The sequence below is a fragment of the Streptomyces sp. NPDC005820 genome (genome assembly GCF_040630255.1).
Lineage (GTDB): Bacteria > Actinomycetota > Actinomycetes > Streptomycetales > Streptomycetaceae > Streptomyces.
On the sequence record NZ_JBEXXE010000056.1, the window covers coordinates 21,135 to 37,940 of the forward strand.

Annotated in this window: 14 protein-coding genes and 4 pseudogenes; 5 read left to right on the top strand and 13 right to left on the bottom strand. The window is 71.3% G+C overall.

The genetic code is table 11. From position 1 onward, the window contains the following. Window positions 1–174 precede the first annotated feature (174 nt). Window positions 175–2,344: pseudogene (locus tag ABZ464_RS44500) on the bottom strand (SpoIIE family protein phosphatase). Between the two features lie 166 nt (window positions 2,345–2,510). Between ABZ464_RS44500 and ABZ464_RS44505 the strand changes: the two are divergent. Then, complete coding sequence (locus ABZ464_RS44505) at window positions 2,511–3,146, top strand: TetR/AcrR family transcriptional regulator (protein WP_359287641.1); 636 nt, start codon at window positions 2,511–2,513, stop codon at window positions 3,144–3,146. A gap of 13 nt (window positions 3,147–3,159) precedes the next feature. Here ABZ464_RS44505 and ABZ464_RS44510 read toward each other — a convergent pair whose 3' ends face one another. Then, window positions 3,160–3,444 (bottom strand): hypothetical protein, encoded by a 285-nt coding sequence (locus ABZ464_RS44510; RefSeq protein ID WP_359287642.1) that lies wholly within the window; start codon window positions 3,442–3,444, stop codon window positions 3,160–3,162. A 17-nt stretch (window positions 3,445–3,461) separates the two neighbouring features. Between ABZ464_RS44510 and ABZ464_RS44515 the strand changes: the two genes are divergently transcribed. After that, window positions 3,462–3,587, top strand: coding sequence for a hypothetical protein (locus tag ABZ464_RS44515; protein WP_359287643.1), 126 nt, complete (start codon window positions 3,462–3,464; stop codon window positions 3,585–3,587). Window positions 3,588–3,772: 185 nt separating this feature from the next. On the opposite strand, the gene ABZ464_RS44520 is transcribed toward ABZ464_RS44515, so the two are convergent. The 6 genes from ABZ464_RS44520 to ABZ464_RS44545 all read right to left on the bottom strand — a co-directional run bounded on the left by ABZ464_RS44520 (window position 3,773) and on the right by ABZ464_RS44545 (window position 8,045). Continuing rightward, window positions 3,773–4,210, bottom strand: coding sequence for a cupin domain-containing protein (locus tag ABZ464_RS44520; RefSeq protein WP_359287644.1), 438 nt, complete (start codon window positions 4,208–4,210; stop codon window positions 3,773–3,775). Window positions 4,211–4,223: 13 nt separating this feature from the next. Continuing rightward, window positions 4,224–4,526 (bottom strand): putative quinol monooxygenase, encoded by a 303-nt coding sequence (locus tag ABZ464_RS44525; protein WP_359287645.1) that lies wholly within the window; start codon window positions 4,524–4,526, stop codon window positions 4,224–4,226. After that, window positions 4,523–5,593 (bottom strand): Ldh family oxidoreductase, encoded by a 1,071-nt coding sequence (locus ABZ464_RS44530; RefSeq protein WP_359287646.1) that lies wholly within the window; start codon window positions 5,591–5,593, stop codon window positions 4,523–4,525. The genes ABZ464_RS44525 and ABZ464_RS44530 overlap by 4 nt, the downstream gene beginning before the upstream one ends. Before the next feature lie 139 nt (window positions 5,594–5,732). Beyond that, window positions 5,733–6,458 carry a GntR family transcriptional regulator gene (locus ABZ464_RS44535; RefSeq protein ID WP_359287647.1) on the bottom strand — a complete coding sequence of 242 codons (726 nt, stop codon included), beginning with the start codon at window positions 6,456–6,458 and terminating at the stop codon, window positions 5,733–5,735. Between the two features lie 89 nt (window positions 6,459–6,547). After that, window positions 6,548–7,210: a TetR family transcriptional regulator gene (locus tag ABZ464_RS44540; RefSeq protein ID WP_359287648.1), complete on the bottom strand. Its 663-nt coding sequence runs from the start codon at window positions 7,208–7,210 to the stop codon at window positions 6,548–6,550. Between the two features lie 112 nt (window positions 7,211–7,322). Then, complete coding sequence (locus ABZ464_RS44545) at window positions 7,323–8,045, bottom strand: IclR family transcriptional regulator (protein WP_359287690.1); 723 nt, start codon at window positions 8,043–8,045, stop codon at window positions 7,323–7,325. A 106-nt stretch (window positions 8,046–8,151) separates the two neighbouring features. Between ABZ464_RS44545 and ABZ464_RS44550 the strand changes: the two genes are divergently transcribed. Next, complete coding sequence (locus ABZ464_RS44550) at window positions 8,152–8,988, top strand: fumarylacetoacetate hydrolase family protein (protein WP_359287649.1); 837 nt, start codon at window positions 8,152–8,154, stop codon at window positions 8,986–8,988. Here ABZ464_RS44550 and ABZ464_RS44555 read toward each other — a convergent pair. From ABZ464_RS44555 to ABZ464_RS44570, 4 genes and pseudogenes are all read right to left on the bottom strand, one after another. Next, window positions 8,969–9,651: pseudogene (locus ABZ464_RS44555) on the bottom strand (acetyl-coenzyme A synthetase N-terminal domain-containing protein); the annotation flags it as partial. The gene ABZ464_RS44550 and the pseudogene ABZ464_RS44555 overlap by 20 nt on opposite strands. Further along, window positions 9,648–11,269, bottom strand: a pseudogene (locus tag ABZ464_RS44560) (bifunctional 3-(3-hydroxy-phenyl)propionate/3-hydroxycinnamic acid hydroxylase). The pseudogenes ABZ464_RS44555 and ABZ464_RS44560, both read right to left, overlap by 4 nt. Before the next feature lie 8 nt (window positions 11,270–11,277). Further along, entirely contained in the window at window positions 11,278–12,240 is a 963-nt protein-coding gene (locus tag ABZ464_RS44565) for a fumarylacetoacetate hydrolase family protein (protein WP_359287650.1), read from the bottom strand. Further along, window positions 12,237–13,391 carry a VOC family protein gene (locus tag ABZ464_RS44570; RefSeq protein WP_359287651.1) on the bottom strand — a complete coding sequence of 385 codons (1,155 nt, stop codon included), beginning with the start codon at window positions 13,389–13,391 and terminating at the stop codon, window positions 12,237–12,239. Before ABZ464_RS44570 ends, ABZ464_RS44565 begins: the two co-directional genes overlap by 4 nt. A gap of 134 nt (window positions 13,392–13,525) precedes the next feature. Here ABZ464_RS44570 and ABZ464_RS44575 point away from each other — a divergent pair. After that, window positions 13,526–13,621 (top strand): annotated as a pseudogene (locus tag ABZ464_RS44575) (TetR/AcrR family transcriptional regulator); the annotation flags it as partial. A gap of 98 nt (window positions 13,622–13,719) precedes the next feature. On the opposite strand, the gene ABZ464_RS44580 reads toward ABZ464_RS44575, so the two are convergent. After that, window positions 13,720–14,511, bottom strand: a complete 792-nt coding sequence (locus ABZ464_RS44580; protein WP_359287652.1) for a DUF2993 domain-containing protein — start codon at window positions 14,509–14,511, stop codon at window positions 13,720–13,722. A gap of 321 nt (window positions 14,512–14,832) precedes the next feature. Between ABZ464_RS44580 and ABZ464_RS44585 the strand changes: the two genes are divergently transcribed. Continuing rightward, window positions 14,833–16,446, top strand: coding sequence for an MFS transporter (locus tag ABZ464_RS44585; RefSeq protein WP_359287653.1), 1,614 nt, complete (start codon window positions 14,833–14,835; stop codon window positions 16,444–16,446). Window positions 16,447–16,806 lie beyond the last annotated feature (360 nt).

Consider the following 16,806-nt stretch of genomic DNA (forward strand, 5'->3'; position numbering starts at 1 on the left):
CGTGGTGTCCTTCGCCGCCTCCGCCTGGCTCGGCCTGCGCACCGAGCCCTCTGCTCACAGGCATGAACGCTGTCACCGGATCCCTGGGCCGGGGCCAGCAGGGTGTCGCGTCCGGGATGACGAGTCCCTCACGGGCGGAGTGAAGTCGGCCTTCATGGACGGCCTGTCCGCTTCTCAACTCGCCGTGTGCCTCGTCGTGCCGGCCACTGCGATCGGCTGCCGCTTCCGCACGGCGGAACTGCTCAGTTCGGCCCAGACCGTCTTCCCGCACCGGGCATGGCGGGTCCCCCATTGTTCGGCGAGCTGGGCTACCAGGAGGAGGCCGCGGCCGCCCTCGTCGAAGTCGCGGGCGCGGCGCAGGTGCGGAGTGGTACTGCCGGCGTCCGAGACCTCGCAGATCAAGGTGCGGTCGTGGATGAGTCGGAGCCGGGCGGGGGGCCGGCCGTAGCGGATGGCGTTGGTGACGAGTTCGCTGACCACGAGTTCGGCGATGAAGCCGAGCTCCTCCAGTCCCCAGACGCTCAACTGCCGGGAGACGTCCGAGCGGGCCCGGGCGACGACCGAGGGCTCGACGTCCAGGTCCCAGGTGGCGACCCGGTCGGCCCCGAGAGCACGGGTACGGGCGAGAAGCAGGGCGATGTCGTCGAGCGGCCGAGCCGGCAGCACGACGTCGAGCACCGTGTCGCAGACCTCCTCCACGGAGGAAGCCGGTCGGCTGAGGGCGTGCCGCAGCGCGCTGAGGCCCGCTTCGACGTCGTGGTCGCGGGCCTCGATCAGGCCGTCCGTGTACAGGGCGATCAGACTGCCTTCGGGAAGATCGACCTCCACCGTCTCGAACGGCAGGCCGCCGAGCCCCAGGGGTGGGCCGGAGGGCATCTCCAGCAGGTCGGCCGCCTCGCCCCGGATCACCACGGCAGGCGGCACATGCCCGGCCCGGGCGAGGGTGCAGCGGCAGGCGACGGGATCGTAGACGGCGTAGAGGCAGGTGGCACCGACGTCAGGGGCGGCCTCGGCGTCCGCGTCCGCGTCCGACGAGGCTTCGGCGGACAGGCGCAACACGACGTCGTCGAGATGGGTGAGGAGTTCGTCGGGCGGCAGGTCGATGTCGGCCAGGGTGCGTACGGCGGTCCGTAGCCGGCCCATGGTGGCGGCGGCGCGGATGCCGTGGCCCACGACGTCCCCCACCACGAGGGCGACCCGGGCGCCCGACAGCGGGATGACGTCGTACCAGTCGCCCCCCACCCCCGCCTCGGAGCCGGCGGGCAGATAGCGGTAGGCGACCTCGACGGCGGACTGCTGCGATGTGGGTCGCGGCAGCAGACTGCGCTGGAGGGTGAGCGCGGTGGAGCGGGCGTGCGTGTAGCGGCGGGCGTTGTCCACGGCGACGGCCGCCCTGGCGGCGATGTCCTGCGCGAGGAGCAGATCCTCGTCGTCGTAGCGGGCGGTCCCGCTGTGCCGGAGGAACTCGGCGACGCCCAGGGTGATGCCCCGGGCGCGCAGCGGTACGACCAACGCGGAGTGGACTCGCCCGGCGTCCTCGACCCGGTGGTCGTAATGCCGGGACGGCTGCCCGCCGGCCAGAGCGTCGGCCACCGGCGAGCCGTCGGGGCAGGGGTGGAGTCGCCCGGGCGGGGTCACCGGGTCCGACGCGGGCCCGGACTTCGGCCCCTGTGCCATACGGCGCAGCAAGCGCGGGCCGCCCTCCCCCACGCCATCCTGTCCGCGGAGCGCGGCATCGACCAGGTCGACGGTGACGAGGTCGGCGAAGTGCTCGGTGGCGAGGTCCGCCAGCTCCTGGGTGGTGCGGGCGATGTCCAGGGTGGTGCCGATGCGCATGCCCGCCTCGTTCAGCATCGCCAGCCGCCACTGCAGCCGTCGGTCCCGCTCCTCCTGGAACGCGGCGACGCCCTGCTCCGACGTCCGGTTCCACGTAGAGGGTCGAGGTGGCGATCAGCTCGCGAGCTGCCGCAGAGACCTGCTCGGCATCGTCCTCCAGCCGGGACATCTCGGCGAGCAGCTCGTCGATGACGATGCCCTGTGCCAGCCTGAAGGCGCGCAGCATCGTACTCAGGGGCGTACCGTGCCGGGCCAGCCGCCGTGCGCGGTCCGCGTCGGCGAGCGGTGGTTGGATCAGGCTCGGCTCGACGCCGTGCTCGAGGCCGAACAGCGCGGCGGTCAGGTGCTCCTCGATGTTCTCCGCCGCCGTCCGGGCCACGACCGGGTCCTCCCACAACTCGGGGAGTTCACGCCGCAGGCACCGCTCGACCTCCGCCGTCACCTCGTCCGCGCGCGAGCCGAGCTCGTGCGCGGCACGCGACAGAAGGCTGTCGGCCGGGGGCCCCACACTCCCGACGTTACGCCGTCCGAGCGCGTTGCATCTGGTGAGGGGCCTGCGGTCACACCTCCTCCGGACGCCCGCACGCCCGGAGCCCCGACACCGTCGAGCAACCTTGGACTGATGAATCGATCAGAACTGGGGGCGCCCACGCCTCGGTGACTACACTCGGTCCATGCAGACGTCAGCCCCGTCCAGCAATCGCTTCGAGCGTCGCCGCGCCGAGACACGGCGGGCGCTCGTTCGCGCGGCCCAACAGATTCTCGCCGAGACCGGGGACACCGGCGCCAGCATCCAGGCGATCGCCGAGCGTGCTGACGTCGGCTTCGGCTCCTTCTACAACCACTTCCAGTCCAAGACGGAGCTGTTCGAGGCGGCGGTGTTGGACGCCCTGGACGAGTTCGGGCAGACCTTCGACGAGCATCTGGCGGGCATCGAGGACCCCGCCGAGCTCGTCTCGGCCGGCTTCCGGCTCAGCGCCCGCATGGCGGAATCGCACCCGCGGATGATGCAGGTGCTGCGCCGGCGGGGGCTCGGTCACCTTTTCTCGGACAACGGTCTGGCCGTGCGGGCGCTCCGTGATCTCCAGATCGGGATCGACTCCGGCCGCTTCACCGTCCTCGACCCCGTCGTCGCCCTCACCGCCCTGGGCGGAACTCTGCTGTCCCTGGTGGAACTCAGGTTCGCCCGCCCCGATCTCGACGGCGACACGGCTGCGTCGAACCTGGCCGAAATGGTCCTGCGCATGCTCGGCGTACCCCCGGACGACGCCCGGGAGGTCGCCCGGAGGCCTCTCCCGGACGTCGGTTGACGGACGTGGGCGATTACCGGACTCCGCCGCGCGTGCTGAAAACGACGCAGACCCGGATCTCGGCGGCGGTGCTGACGCCGGTGAAGGCGGGCGGCAGGGTCGGCAGCCAGGAGCGCGGAAGCGCAGGCAAGGGGGAGGTGGGGGTGGTACGTGATGTGACGGGGTCCCGCGCCGGAGCGGATGGTGGTGGCCGTGGGGGGCAGCGGAGGTGAGGCGCCCCGCGGGCTGTGTCGTAGGTGAAGTGAGAGATGCGGTCGGTGCCCTTGTCGGGCGCCAGGGCGTGCTGTCGGTCGGACACGAACGGGATGTGGTGGGGTGCGGACCCGTCTGCTGCGTGTGGTCGGGGCCGGGGGCGCCCGTCAGCCCGATGACCTGGTCGGCCGGCTGGAGGCGGCCGTCGGCGGCGCGGGGCACAGCACGGCGGGGATACCGGTGGCGTAACCGGCGACCAAGAGGCGCCGGTTGTCGAGGTGGGGGTGGGGGTGAGGCGTCCGGTGTCGTGGTCGACGGCGAAGACGCTGACCCGGTCGGGGGGCGTCGACGCGGAAGACGACTATCCCTTTGCCGTGGCCACCTCGCCGCGACCGGCTGTCCCGTGCTCGGGTCGACCGTGTGGAGGGTGGGTTTCATGATGTGGGGGCCCCGCCCTTGTCGTGCTCCGAGAGGTGCTCGAAGGTCTCGCCGGTCGCGGTGATGGTGCGGGTGACGTCCCGGCCGCCGTAGACCCAGTAGATCCGCATGACGCCCTCGCCGCGGTTGAAGAAGCGGTGCGGGATGCCCGCCGGCACCCAGGTGGCCTGGCCGGGCTCGAGGTCGAAGAACTCGCCGTCGATCTCGGCGGTCGCCTCGCCTTCGAGGATCAGGACGGACTCCTCGACGTTGTGACTGTGCAGGGGCAGGCCGGTGCCGGGCTGGAAGACGGTCTGCCCGGTGGTGACGACGGCGGTGGACGAGTTCCACTTGCCGACGTACGGCACGGTGGCCACCCCGCCTCCGCGGTCGAAGCGTTCGACCTTGTCGGGGTGGATGAGCAGGTTCGGCGCGGCAGGGCGATCGGTGCACATGAGAGCGGCTCCTTCAGGAGTGGTGGAACAGGCGACGGGAGAGCGTGTTGACCTGGCTGCCGGGGACGACGTACCGGGCCACCGCCTCACGCCAGACCTTGAAGTGGGGCGCCGAGCGGTGCGCCTCCACGGCGGCCTCGTCGTCGTAGATCTCGTGGAAGACGAAATGGTGGTCGTCGGCCAGGTCGCAGACGACGTCGAACCAGCGGCAGCCGGGCTCGTCGGTGAAGGAGCGCTCGGCGTTCTCCTTGATGGCCGCGAGGAAGTCCTCACGGCAGCCGGGGTTGACCTGGAGGGTGACGGTCAGGGCGATCATGCGGACAACTCCTTGGAGTCGACAGGAGCAGGCAGGGGTACGGCGGTGGCGTCGGCGATCCGGGCGAGGGAGGCCCAGGTGTCGTCGACGAGCGTGATGCCCTCGGTGCGCAGCCGCCGGGCGGTGCGGGTCTCCGGCTCGCCGGGGACGAAGACCTCCGCCGCGTACGGGGCGACGGGGGTGGACTTGGTCTCCTCGACGAGGGCCTCCATGCGCCGCTCGAACTCGGCCGGGTCGGCCATCGAGCCGATGTCGACGCAGATCAGCAGGTGGCCGACGCCGCTGCGGCCGGTGGACCGGTAGGGACCGACGACCGAGGAGCCGAAGGCGCTGCCGGTCAGCACGCCCGCGAGCACGTCGAACATGAAGGAGATCGCGTACCCCTTGTGGCCGGCCATCGGCAGGATCAGGCCCTCGATCGCGCGCTGCGGATCGGTCGTCGGCACGCCGTCCGCGTCCGCCGCCCAGCCCTCGGGGATCGGTTCGCCGCGCTCCTTGGCGTGGTAGATCTTGCCGCGCGCCACGGCCGTGTTGGCGATGTCCATCACGACCGTGCCGTACCGGCCGCCCGGGGCGGCGATCGACCACGGGTTGGTGCCGACCCTCTTCTCCCGGCCGCCCCAGGGGGCCATCGCCGGACTGGCGTTGGTGGCCAGCAGCGCCACGCAGCCCTGCTCGGCGGCCCTGCGGGTGAAGTACGCGGCGGTCCCGAAGTGACCCGAATTACGGACCGCGACCGCGCTGATGCCGTGCCGGCGGGCGCGCTCCGCACCCCAGGCCACGGCACGCTCGGCCAGGATCTGCCCGAGACCGTCCCGGCCGTCGACCACGAGCACCGCACCGTTGTCGCTGACCACGTGCGGGTCCGCGACGGCCGCGGTGGCCCCGCTCGCGAGACGGTCGAGGTACCAGGGCAGACGGAGCATGCCATGGGACGGATGCCCCCACAGCTCGGCGGTCACCAGGGTGTCGGCGAACAGACGGGCGTCTTCGGACGGGACGCCATGGGCTTCGGCGGTCGCGGCGGCGAACCCCAGCAGCTCGGCGGCGCCGACGGTGTGCGGCATGAGACGGCCCCTCACGTCGAGAAACGATGCATCCAGTGATGCATCCAAATCTGTATACAGTTATGTATACAGCACTGGGTGCATGAAACCACAGGATGGCCCGCGCCGGGGTGCGCGGACGCTGGACGGAGAGCGGGTCTCAGCTCACGGCATCCAGCCGGACGTCCGCGCCGAGGGTCAGATCCTGGCTGGTCAGGCTGTCGATGAGGGCTTGGAGGGTCTGGGCGAGATGGTGCAGGCAGGCCGCCTCAGCCGCCTGGACATCCCCCTGCCGAATCGCCTTCAGCATCGCGCGGTGCTCCTCCAGCGAGGTCAGCATGCGGCGCGGCCCGCTGTGCGAGAGGTGTCGCAGGCGCACCGTCTGGCTGCGCAGGTCACGGATCGTACGGGCGAGGTAGGGATTGCGGCAGGCGACGATGACCGCCTGGTCGAACGCCTCGGTGATGTCGTAGAACTCCTGGTACGAGCGCGCCTGCGCGGCGGCGTCCAGCGCGCGGAAGGACTCGTCGAACTCCTCGAGCCGCTCGTGGAGTTCGCGGAAGGGCACGAGGACCCGCGCGTCCGTCACGCCGGACGCGGCGACCGAGGCGGCCGCCCTGGGCTCGAGCAGCATGCGGAACTCGAACAGGGCCCGCACCCCGCCCAGCGAGATCGCGGCGACCCGCGCCACCTCCCCCGGCACGAAGTCGACCAGCCCCTCCTGGGCCAGTCGCCGGATCGCCTCCCGCACCGGAGTCCGCGAAGCACCCATTTCCTCGCCCAGCTGGACCTCGCCGAGCTTGGCCCCCGGCCGCAACCGGAGCGACTCGATGTCGCTCTTCAGCCGTTCGTAGACCGCTTCACCCTTGCCAGTCGCCCGCGCCACGGAACTCCCTGCCCAGCCGTTGGATCACCCGCCTGTATACAGCCTACGCACGGATCGGACGCGCCTCAACGACGTGGGACGGCGCCGGCTCAGCCCTCGGCGCGGTTCCGCTCCACCGCAGGGCCCTCGGCGGGAGAGCGACCGATGTCGTCCACGACCGCCCGCGCACGTTCCTCCGGCACTCCGGCCGCGATGAGCGTGGCGACGGCCACGCGGGCCTCGTCGTTCTCCATCGCACCGGCGTGGATCTCCTCGAGCAATGCGAAGTGCATCGCCTCCAGCCCGAAACCCAGAACGGCGGGCGGCAGGTGCCCGGGGAAAACGCCTTCCCGTTGCCCTCTTTCCAGAATGCCTGCGACTTCGCTTCGAGCCGGTCCCAGGATCGCGGCGACGCGCTCCGCGCTCAACTCACGCCGACCGCGCGCCAGAAGCATGCGGTACCGGTCACCAAGGGGCCAGATCGCGAACACGAAGTGCGCGAGCGCCCGCTCGGCCGACTCCTCGGACCGTGCGCCGTCGGGCAAGGCGGCGAGCAACGCCTCGGACGCCTCGTCCGCCAAGGCTTCGAGCAGAGCCGCACGGCCCGGGAAATGCCCGAACAGTGTGCGCCGCACGACTCCGCTGGCGCGCGCCAGTTCCTCCAATGTGATGTCCGGATCGGCCCCCAGCTTCTCCCGGGCGGTCGCCAGGATGCGTGCCCGGTTCGACCGCGCGTTCTGTCGCTGCGGCACGCGCCCCACAGCCTTCGTCATGCGAACCTCGCGGGAATCGTTCGACTACATGCCAGGTGACCACATAGCATGATACTTGCACACCAACGAGCAATCAAAGCGTGCGGTGAGGCAGAACTCGGCATGCGGGCGATCAGCCGTTGCCCCTCAGCACCCGGGACAACCCCAGCGCCGCCGTGCGCACGGCAGGGGCCAGCTGTGCCGGGCTGAAACGGGAGCGCGGCACGGCCACCGAAAGCGCGGCAACGGTGGTGCCGCCGGCGAAGACGGGGGCCGCGATGCAGCTCACCCCCAGCGCGGCCTCCTGTTCCTCGTAGGCGAGGCCCGACACCCGGATCTTCTCCAGGGCCATGCGCAGCCGGTCCGGGTCGGTGATGGAGTGCGGGGTGAGGCTCGGCAGCGGCCGGGACAGCACCTCGTCGGCCAGTTCGGCTCCGGAGAACGCCAGCAGCGCCTTGCCGACGCCGGTACAGGTCAGCGGCAGACTGCCGCCGATCCGCGAGGGCAGTCGCAGGGCCTCGTGACCATGGATCCGTTCCAGGTAGACGACATCCATGCCCTCGCGGACACCGAAGTGGACGGTCTCGCGGGTGGCCTCGAACAGATCCTGGAGGAAGGGCAGGGCCGCCTCCCTCAGGTCCAGTCGGTGAGGCACCAGTGAACCGAGTTCGAACAGCTTCGCCCCAAGACGGTACCGAGGCCCCGATCGCTCCAGCCAGCCCAGCCGGACGAGGTCCGCCGCCAGCCGGTGCACCGTGGGCTTGGGCAGTCCGGCGCGCTCCGAAAGTTCCGACAGACGGTACGGGCCACCGCTCGGGATGAAGCAGTCGAGGATGACCGCCGCCTTTTCCAGCATGCTGCCGGCCGCATTGTTCCGTGTCACGGAACGCAGTTTGTCGCCTTCGAAGGACCCTGTCTATATCGGTGTTCACCCACCACTTCTCCCTCCCTGGAGGCAACCTGTGTCGACCGCACCCGCCGGCGTCCGCCCGGACGCCACCCCACCGGCCGTGGTCGAGGCCGCCGACCGGCTCGCGGAGGCCGCCCGCACCGGGGCCGCCTGCCCGCCCGTACGTGATCTGTTCGACGACGGCGGCGATCTGGCGACCGCGTACGCCGTGCAGCAGCTCAACGTGCGGCGCGGCCTCGACGCCGGCCGCCGGATCGTCGGCCGGAAGATCGGACTGACCTCCGCAGCCGTACAGCGCCAGCTCGGCGTGGACCGGCCCGACTTCGGCGCGCTGTTCGCGGACATGGCCGTACCGGACGGCGGCGAGGTACCCGTGGGGCGTCTGCTCCAGCCGAAGGTGGAGGCCGAGGTCGCCCTGGTCCTCGGACGGGATCTGCCGGACCGGCAGTGCACGGTCGTGGACGTGCTGCGCGCGGTGGACTTCGCGCTGCCCGCGCTGGAGATCGTCGACAGCCGGGTGCGGGGGTGGGACATCTCCCTCTTCGACACGGTCGCCGACAACGCCTCCTGCGGGCTGTACGTCCTCGGCGCCACGCCCGTACCGCTGACCGCCGTGGATCTGCGGACGGTGTCGATGACCATGACCCGCGACGGCGAGCCGGTCTCGCGGGGAACGGGCGCCGACTGTCTCGGCAGCCCGCTCAACGCGGCGGTCTGGCTGGCCTCCGCCCTCGCCGAACGCGGCGACCCGCTGCGGGCGGGCGACCTCGTCCTGACCGGCGCCCTGGGCCCGATGACACCCGCCACGCCGGGTGACGTGTTCGAGGCCACCGTCTCCGGTCTGGGCTCCGTGCGGGTCGGATTCGCCGAGGAAGGAGAACAGCGGTGAGCACCAAGGTCGCCATAGTGCGCGGGCCAGTTCGAGAGCGGCCTCACGTCGGTCGTGGGTCGTGCCGTTGAAGAGGTAGCCGTCGGCGGCGATCAGCACGGTCGGTTCGAGCTGGGCGAACCGGTCGGCGGCCGCCTTGGAGGCATAGTCCTGCCCGCACACCGACCACACCGCGCCGAGACTCGCGGCGGCCAGGAAGGAGACGATCGCGTGCGGGGTGTTGGGCAGGTAGCCCACCACCCGGTCGCCCGTCCCGACCCCCAGGTCGCTCAGGGTCGCGGCCACCGAGGCGACCTGGGCACGCAGCCGCTTCCCGGTCACCTCGTAGCCGGCGCCGGTCTCGTCGAGGGCGATGATCGCCACGCCGTCGTCGGGGAGGTTGCGCAGCGCGTGGTGGGCGTAGTTGAGGGTGGCGCCGGTGAACCAGCGGGCGCCCGGCATGGTCTCCTCGGCCAGGACCTGCTCGTACGGCGTGTGCGCGTCGACGTCGAAGTACTCCCACACCGCGCACCAGAAGCCCTCCAGGTCGGTGATCGACCAGCGGTGCAGGGCGGTGTAGTCGGTGCCGTCCACCCCGGCGTGGCGGGCGAAGTCCACGATGCGGCTGTCGGCGACGGCCTGCGGGTCCGGCGTGGTGAAGGGTTCCGGGTACGGCCTGGTCATCGTGCGGTGCTCCTCGGCGGGCTTTTCTCCACGGTCCGTGGGGAGAGGTGGGGGGTGCGCGTGGTGTGCAGGAGGGACGCCCAGTCGGCGGTGTCCGTGAAGTCGCGGCCCCCGGCTGGGACCACGTCCATGACGACGCGGTCGGGACGCAGCAGCACGGCGTCGGCCCGGCCGGTGCGCAGCCAGGCGGCCAGTGTGCCGTCGTCGCCGAGATCGGCCACGGGGACCGCCCGGACGCCGAGCCCGTGGGCGAGCGCGTTCAGCGAGGGCCAGGGGTCGACGGCGGTCAGGACGGTGAAGGAGTCGCCGAGGAGCTCGTCGAGACGGGTGGGCCGTCGGTCGGCGTCTCGGGCCCACGGCTGCGGGCAGTGGGCGCCCACCAGGCCTCGGCGCGCACGGCGCCGCACCAGGGGCCCCGCGGTCAGGGGCCGGCTGAGGTCGCGGCCGGCCGCCGCGGTGAGGCCGGGGATGCGGCAGGCCGCGGCCAGGACTTTGCGGCGCAGTGCCGCGGCGCCGTCCTGGCCGCCGGTCATGGCCCAGCCCATGGCGACCGCGAGCCGGATCACATGCCGGGCGTGCGGCTTGCGCTCGCTCTCGTAGGTGTCCAGCAGCCGCTCGTCGCCCCCTGGTGGAGGACACGGGCGAGCTTCCAGGTGAGGTTGTGGGCATCACGCATTCCCGAGCAGAGCCCCTGCCCGACGAACGGCGGCGTGAGGTGGGCGGCGTCGCCGAGGAGGAAGACCCGTCCGCTGCGCCACCGGTCGGCGACGCGCGCCCGGAAGGTGTACTGCGTCTCCCGGACGACCTCGAAGTCCCCGTCGTACGAGGCCGGCAGCCACGGCGCGACCAGCTCACGGACCGGCTGCTCCGCCCCGTCGCGCTGCCGGAACTCCCAGCGATAGCGGTCCTCGCCGACGCGCATGAAGGTCGCGGGCCGGTCCGGGTCGCAGACCTGGTCGACCCCTTCCCAGCAGCGCACATCAGCGCTCGTCCGGACGTCGATGACGGTCCAGCGTTCTTCGAAACGCAGATCCTCCCAGACCGCGCCGACGGCTCGACGGGTGAGGCTGTTGGCGCCGTCGCAGCCGAGCACCGCCTCCGCCCACACCTCGTGGTCGCCCTGGTCGTCGCGGTACGTCACACGCACCGGGCCGACGGTGTCCGGGCCGATGCCGGTGACCTCCACGCCACCGCGCAGCTCGCACTCCGGACGCCGGGCCAGGGCCTCGCGCAGCAGTCGCTCCAGCTCGGGCTGGTCGAACATGCTCGTCTGCGGGTAACCGTGATGGCCGTGTGCGGTTCGCCTGAACTCGGCCATCACCCGGTGCCGGCCGTCCAGCAGCCGTAGCCCGCCTGCCGGGCGGACGATCGCGGTGAACTCCTCCCCCACACCCGCGGCCTGGAGGATCCTGCGCATCTCGTCGTCGGTGGCGACGGCGCGCGGGAGCGGGTAGACGTCCTGGTGGCGTTCCAGGACGACGCTGCGGACTCCGCGACGGGCGAGGAGGAGGGCGGCGGTCACGCCCACCGGTCCGGCACCGATGATCACGACGGGAGCGGGATTGTTCTGTGCCGATCCGGGCGCGGTGTCCCGAGGTCCGGCCTCGTCGGCGGTCATGGTGCGGCTCACCCCGGGTTCTGGTTCGCGTCCGTGACGGGCGTGCGCTGCTCGCCGAGGTCGATCCGGCCGTCGGGGGTCGCGATCGTCGCCGTGATCACATCCCCCGCGTGCAGGTAGTGCGGGTTCTTCGCCTGGCTCTTGAAGAACGCCTTCCACCTCAGGGCGGGCGGCAGGAGCGCGCCGATCTTCTCGACCGGCTTCGGCGGGGCCTTGAGCGCGGTGCCGCCCGGGGTGCCGGTGAGCAGCAGGTCGCCGGCGTCGAGGGTCTGGAAGCGGGCCAGCAGGGTGAGGGCCTGTGCCGGGCGGACGATCATGTCGGCGAGGGTGCGGTCCTGACGCGGCTCGCCATTGACGCTCAGCCTCAGCCGAAGGTCGAGGAGACGGTCGAAGTCCTCCGGCTCCAGCAGGGCCAGGTACGGACCCGCCGGAGTGAAGGTCGGGTACGACTTGCTCTCGTAGAACTGCGTCCTGGTCAGTTGGATCTCGCGGGCGCTGACGTCGTTGGTGACGACGAGTCCCGCGACGTACGACGGCAGGTCCCGCTCCTCGACGACGGTGCCGACGGTGCCGACGGGCAGGGATGCGCCCATGACCAGGCCGAGTTCGATCTCGTAGTCGAGGAACCGCACATGGGTGGGGCGTACGACGGTGTCGTGCGGGCCGCTCACCGAGCCGGACGCCTTGCGGAAGAAGGCGGGCGGGATGTCCCCGGTGAAGCCCGACTCACGGGCGTGACTGCGGTAGTTGACCATCTGGGCGACCACTCGGCAGGGGGTGGTGACCGGCGAGAGGACGACCAGGTCGGCGACAGGCGTGCCGGGTTCGCCGGAGAGAGCCGCCTCTCTTACGGCGGCGCGGTCGGCGATCAGCTCGGCGGTGGTGACGGCCTTCGTGTCGACGGGGACGGCCCGGTCGCCGCGGACGACCCACCAGCCTCCCCCACCGGTGCGCAGGACGTTGGTGCTCATGAGTTCACAGCTTTCAGCAGGCCCAGCAGGCGGGCGGGGTCGAGTTCGTTGTCGGCGCGGAGGGCGTGCAGCACCTCGCGCAGCTTGGCGGGTGTCGGCGTGGTGCCGAGGAAGTCCCGGGTGGCGGGCGGCCCCCACTGGGCGAGACCGCTCGTGGACATGGGCGCCCAGCCGGGTTCGAGGTCGCAGGAGAACAGGTCGCCGTCGGCGAAGTGCTCCAGCATGAAGTGGTCGGGGTCGCGCCAGTAGTCGAAGAGCTGACTGCCCTGGATGTGCCGGCCGATGCCCCAGCTGCGCCGGTAGCCGCGTTCCTTCAGGTATTCGCCGCCGGCGGCGATCGAGTCCAGGTCGGTCACCTGGTACGCCGAGTGGACGTAACCATTGCCCGGCCCCAGATGCATCGCCAGCGTGTGATGGTCGGCGGGCACGCTTCCCAGGTCGCAGCGGATGAACGCCATGGTCGGCCCGCGGTCGCGTCGGCCGTCGAGGAACAGGAAGTCGGACACGATCATGCCGAGGGTGTCCAGGTACCAGTCCAGGGCCCGGGCGAACACCCGCGTCTCCAGCACCACATGTCCCAGGCGCTGGATCCGGGACGGCTCCCGCGGCGGGCGCTGCGTGGCATTGGTACGACGGTGACCGGTGCCGAAGTTGAGGAGCAGCGCCTGCTGTCCGGGCAGTGCGGGCAGTCGCTCGGCGCAGTGCACCACGCGCACCGGCAGGCCGGAGGGGTCGAGGAGGTCGACCGCCCTGCCGACGCCGGGCACGGCGTCCTTGCTGAGGTCTCGCACATCGGCGCCGGTGGCCCGCGCGAGGCGGTCCAGATCGGCCCGCTCGGCAGCCCTGAACGCCGGCCCGATGAAACGGGACGTGCGCCCGCGCCGGATCACCGTGCAGGGGGAGCCGGCGAAGGTGCCGCGCAGCCACAGCTCCCGCTCGGTCCGAGCGGCGATCTGGAAGCCGAAGTCACGGGCGAAGACCTCGGCCCGGTCCAGGTCCGGCTTCTCGAACTCCAGCCAGGCCAGGTCCGCCACCTTGATCACGGGATTCCGGGCCCGGCCCGGGTGCTCGCCCCGCAGGGCGCCCCGCTCACTGTGGAGGTCCTGGTGGGCCGTCTTGACATCAGCCCCCTGGAAACGGGTTTCAGACATGGTGCCCTCCGAGCGACATCGCCATATTGAGGGAATCATCAAGTGTGATGATTCCCTCGTCAAGGCGCTCGCGGCAGGAATTGATAGATTCATCAGAACTGCTGATGTCATCGCCCGGCCGTCACGCTCTGCGCATGCCTACGTCAGCCCGGCCCAGCAACCGGTTCGAGCGGCGCCGCACCGAAACCCGTCAGGCACGCATCCGCGCGGCCCGGCAGATCCTCGCCGAGATGGTCCTGGGCATGCTGGGGCGTCCGGGCCGACGAGGCACACGAGGTCGCCCGTCACCCCTGCCCGACCTCGTCCGACCGTCGGCCGGCGTCCTCCGTCAAGCGGTGGATGACGAGCTGGGGCGGAAGGTGACCGAGCGGCCGGTGAAACGGGCGTCGATCCCGCTCTCCGTCGTGGTGACCGACCGCAGTTGCAGCCCCTGGGAGATGTTCCGCAGCGGGACGGGCTCTTGCAGGGCCTTCTCCAGCAGCGCCCTCGCGGGAGGGACCAACTCGCCCTGGACGACACGGAGGTCCGTGAAGGCGATGCGGTTGCCCGTCGCCGCCGAGACCGCCGTGCTCACGGTCACGTCACCCGCGAGCGGCAGACCGACGGTCGTATTGACACGGCCAGGCTCGTCGCCCTGGGACACGTTCAGACCCAGGGTGTCCGACAGGTCCCGGTACGACAGGAACGCGGTCGCCTCGACACCACTGGCATGAGCCTCGGTCGCGTTCCCCGAGGCCTTCAGCCCGTCGAGCCCCACGGTCAGCTTCGTCACCGGCAGGGGCCGACTCGCGCCGCGGGCAGGTATGTCGTGGGCCGTGAGGTCGACGTGCCGGAGGCTGCCCTCGGCCAGCTGCGTCAGCACGGGAAAGCCGCTGATGCGCGCAGAAGGCCGATCGACGGTTTCCATCCCTTCCTGGAACGCCGTGGCCGTCCGGCTCTCGGCGTGGGCGGCCGCGACCCTGTCGGCCACGACTGTGCCGACCAGCAGCGCCGCGAGTGACGCGGCGAGGATGATCCGTCGCCGCCGCCACGCGCTCGGAGCGCTCACATACGTGGCGGCGTCCCCGTACGGGGGCTCGTCGACGAACGCGTCATCGTTCCGGGGTCGGTACATGGGCATGGGTGTCCTCTCCTGAAAAGGGTGATCGGGACGTTCGTCGGCGGGACTCTCCAGGGCCGCGGCGCGCTGCCAGAGGGCCCGAGCGGCGTCCTCCACCAAGCCCGCCCTCCACGAGCGCGGCCCGCCCGTCGAAATGGCCGTGGACCGCCGGTCGACGGTGGGAGACCTCTCGATAGTTGCACACCAGCGGGCAATAAATTAGCCTGCACATCGGTGTGCAACTAAGTACGTGGTGGAGGGCCCCACCGCCACGCCCGTACGGCTCACACCGATCCGCGCACCTCGAAGCCTGCGCTTCCGCCTCCTACCGAGGAACTTTCGATGCCGCTCATTGCGAAGACACCCGTCGAGAAGATGACGGGGCCCTATCCACGCCGCTGGTGGGCACTGCTCGTGCTGTGCCTGAGCCTGCTGATCGTCGTCATGGCGAACACGTCGCTGATCGTGGCCGCGCCCGACATGACGAAGGCCCTGGACCTCTCCAGCAGCGACCTGCAGTGGGTCATCGACGGCTACACCGTCCCCTACGCCGCGCTGATGCTGGTGCTGGGCTCGATCGGCGACAAGTACAGCCGCCGCGGGGCCCTGATCCTGGGCCTCGTGATCTTCGCCGGCGGATCGGTCATGGGCGGCCTCGTCGACCAGACCGACCTGGTCGTCGCGGCCCGCGCGATCATGGGTGTCGGCGCCGCCGTCGTCATGCCGGCCACGCTCTCCCTCCTGGTGGCGATGTTCCCGAGGGCGGAGCGCGCCAAGGCGATCACCGCCTGGTCCGCCACCTCCGGTCTCGCCATCGCCGCCGGTCCGCTGGCCGCGGGCTGGTTGCTGGAGGACCACGCCTGGGGCTCGACGTTCCTGATGAACGTCCCCATCGCCGTCCTCGGCGTCGTCGGCGCCCTGCTGCTGGTCCCGCCGTCCAAGGCCGAGGGCATGGGCCGTATCGACTACATCGGCGGTCTGCTGTCGATCCTCTCGGTCGGCTCCCTGGTCTACGCGACCATCGAGGGCCCGCACTTCGGCTGGGGCGTCGGCCCGATCACCGCGGCTGTCGTCGCCGGCGTGGGCCTGGTGGCCTTCATGGCCTGGGAGTTGCACCACCCGAACCCGATGCTGGACGTCCGCAAGTTCGCCGAGCGTCCCTTCAGCGGCTCGATGCTCGCGGTGCTGTTCTTCTTCTTCGGCACCTTCGGCTCGATCTACTACTCCACCCAGTTCCTGCAGTTCGTCCTCGGCTACGACGCGTTGGAGACCGGCGTACGACTGCTGCCGCTGGCCGGTGCCGTCTTCGTCGGCGCCGCAGCGACCGCGAAGCTGGCGCCGAAGCTGGGCGTGAAGGTGGTCGTGAGCATCGGCATGGTGCTCGGCACCACCGGCGTCTTCCTGCTCACCCGGGTCGGCTCCGGCTCGACGTACACCGACTTCCTGCCGTCGCTGCTGACGCTCGGCTTCGCGATCGGCCTGAGCCTGTCGCCGGCCACCGACACCATCATGGGCTCCTTCCCCGAGTCGGAGCTGGGCGTCGGCGGCGGCGCCAACGACACCGCGCTGGAGCTCGGCTGCTCCCTCGGTATCGCCATCCTCGGCTCGCTGCTCGCCACGTCCTACAAGGACAAGCTGACCGACCTGGTCGGCGGCCACCTGCCGGCCGCCGCGATGGACACCGCCACGGACTCGGTCGGCGGCGGCCTCGCCGTCGCCGAACAGGTCGCGAGGACCCCGGGCACCGGGGCGCAGCAGGCCCAGGCCCTGGTCGGGGCGGTCCAGGAATCCTTCGCCCACGCCATCGCCCACACCAGTCTGATCGGCGGCATCATCATGGCCGCGGGGACCGTGATCGTCATCGGCGTCCTGCCTGGCCGCAAGCAAACCGGGGAGCACCAGGAGGCGGAAACGGCGGCGACGCCGGAGGAGACCGAGACCGTGGGCGCCGCCTGAGCTGCCCCACGAGGTGGCAGGTCGGACACGATCTCGTCCTACCAGCAAGGCAGTCGTGATGCGCCGCCGTCGCCGTGCCCGGAGACCGTCCTGGTGAACGTTCCGCGGCCCGGCCCGGGTGTTGGCCGGCATGGATGGCCAGGTCCCACAGCGCAGGGGCTGTGCCGCCGTGGTGCCGCGCCTCGTCGTAGTACGCCAGCCACGGCGGGCCACGGGGCCGTGCGCCGGGCGGGGACAGACGTCATGACGGTCAACGCGGGCCGGCTCTGGGGCGGATGGATCGGCCGGATGGCCGAGGAGTCCGGTGGGCCCGGTCCTTCGATCCCGGCCGTTCGGCCGAGGTGCGCCCCTGGGTGTGCG

Bases quoted from the DNA above. Each gene is read 5' to 3' on its own strand.
- ABZ464_RS44570 (WP_359287651.1), bottom strand. From the start codon at position 13,391: ATGTCTGAAACCCGTTTCCAGGGGGCTGATGTCAAGACGGCCCACCAG.
- ABZ464_RS44545 (WP_359287690.1), bottom strand. From the start codon at position 8,045: ATGCTGGAAAAGGCGGCGGTCATCCTCGACTGCTTCATCCCGAGCGGT.
- ABZ464_RS44540 (WP_359287648.1), bottom strand. From the start codon at position 7,210: ATGACGAAGGCTGTGGGGCGCGTGCCGCAGCGACAGAACGCGCGGTCG.
- ABZ464_RS44530 (WP_359287646.1), bottom strand. From the start codon at position 5,593: ATGCCGCACACCGTCGGCGCCGCCGAGCTGCTGGGGTTCGCCGCCGCG.
- ABZ464_RS44520 (WP_359287644.1), bottom strand. From the start codon at position 4,210: ATGTGCACCGATCGCCCTGCCGCGCCGAACCTGCTCATCCACCCCGAC.
- ABZ464_RS44585 (WP_359287653.1), top strand. From the start codon at position 14,833: ATGCCGCTCATTGCGAAGACACCCGTCGAGAAGATGACGGGGCCCTAT.
- ABZ464_RS44580 (WP_359287652.1), bottom strand. From the start codon at position 14,511: ATGCCCATGTACCGACCCCGGAACGATGACGCGTTCGTCGACGAGCCC.
- ABZ464_RS44565 (WP_359287650.1), bottom strand. From the start codon at position 12,240: ATGAGCACCAACGTCCTGCGCACCGGTGGGGGAGGCTGGTGGGTCGTC.
- ABZ464_RS44505 (WP_359287641.1), top strand. From the start codon at position 2,511: ATGCAGACGTCAGCCCCGTCCAGCAATCGCTTCGAGCGTCGCCGCGCC.
- ABZ464_RS44525 (WP_359287645.1), bottom strand. From the start codon at position 4,526: ATGATCGCCCTGACCGTCACCCTCCAGGTCAACCCCGGCTGCCGTGAG.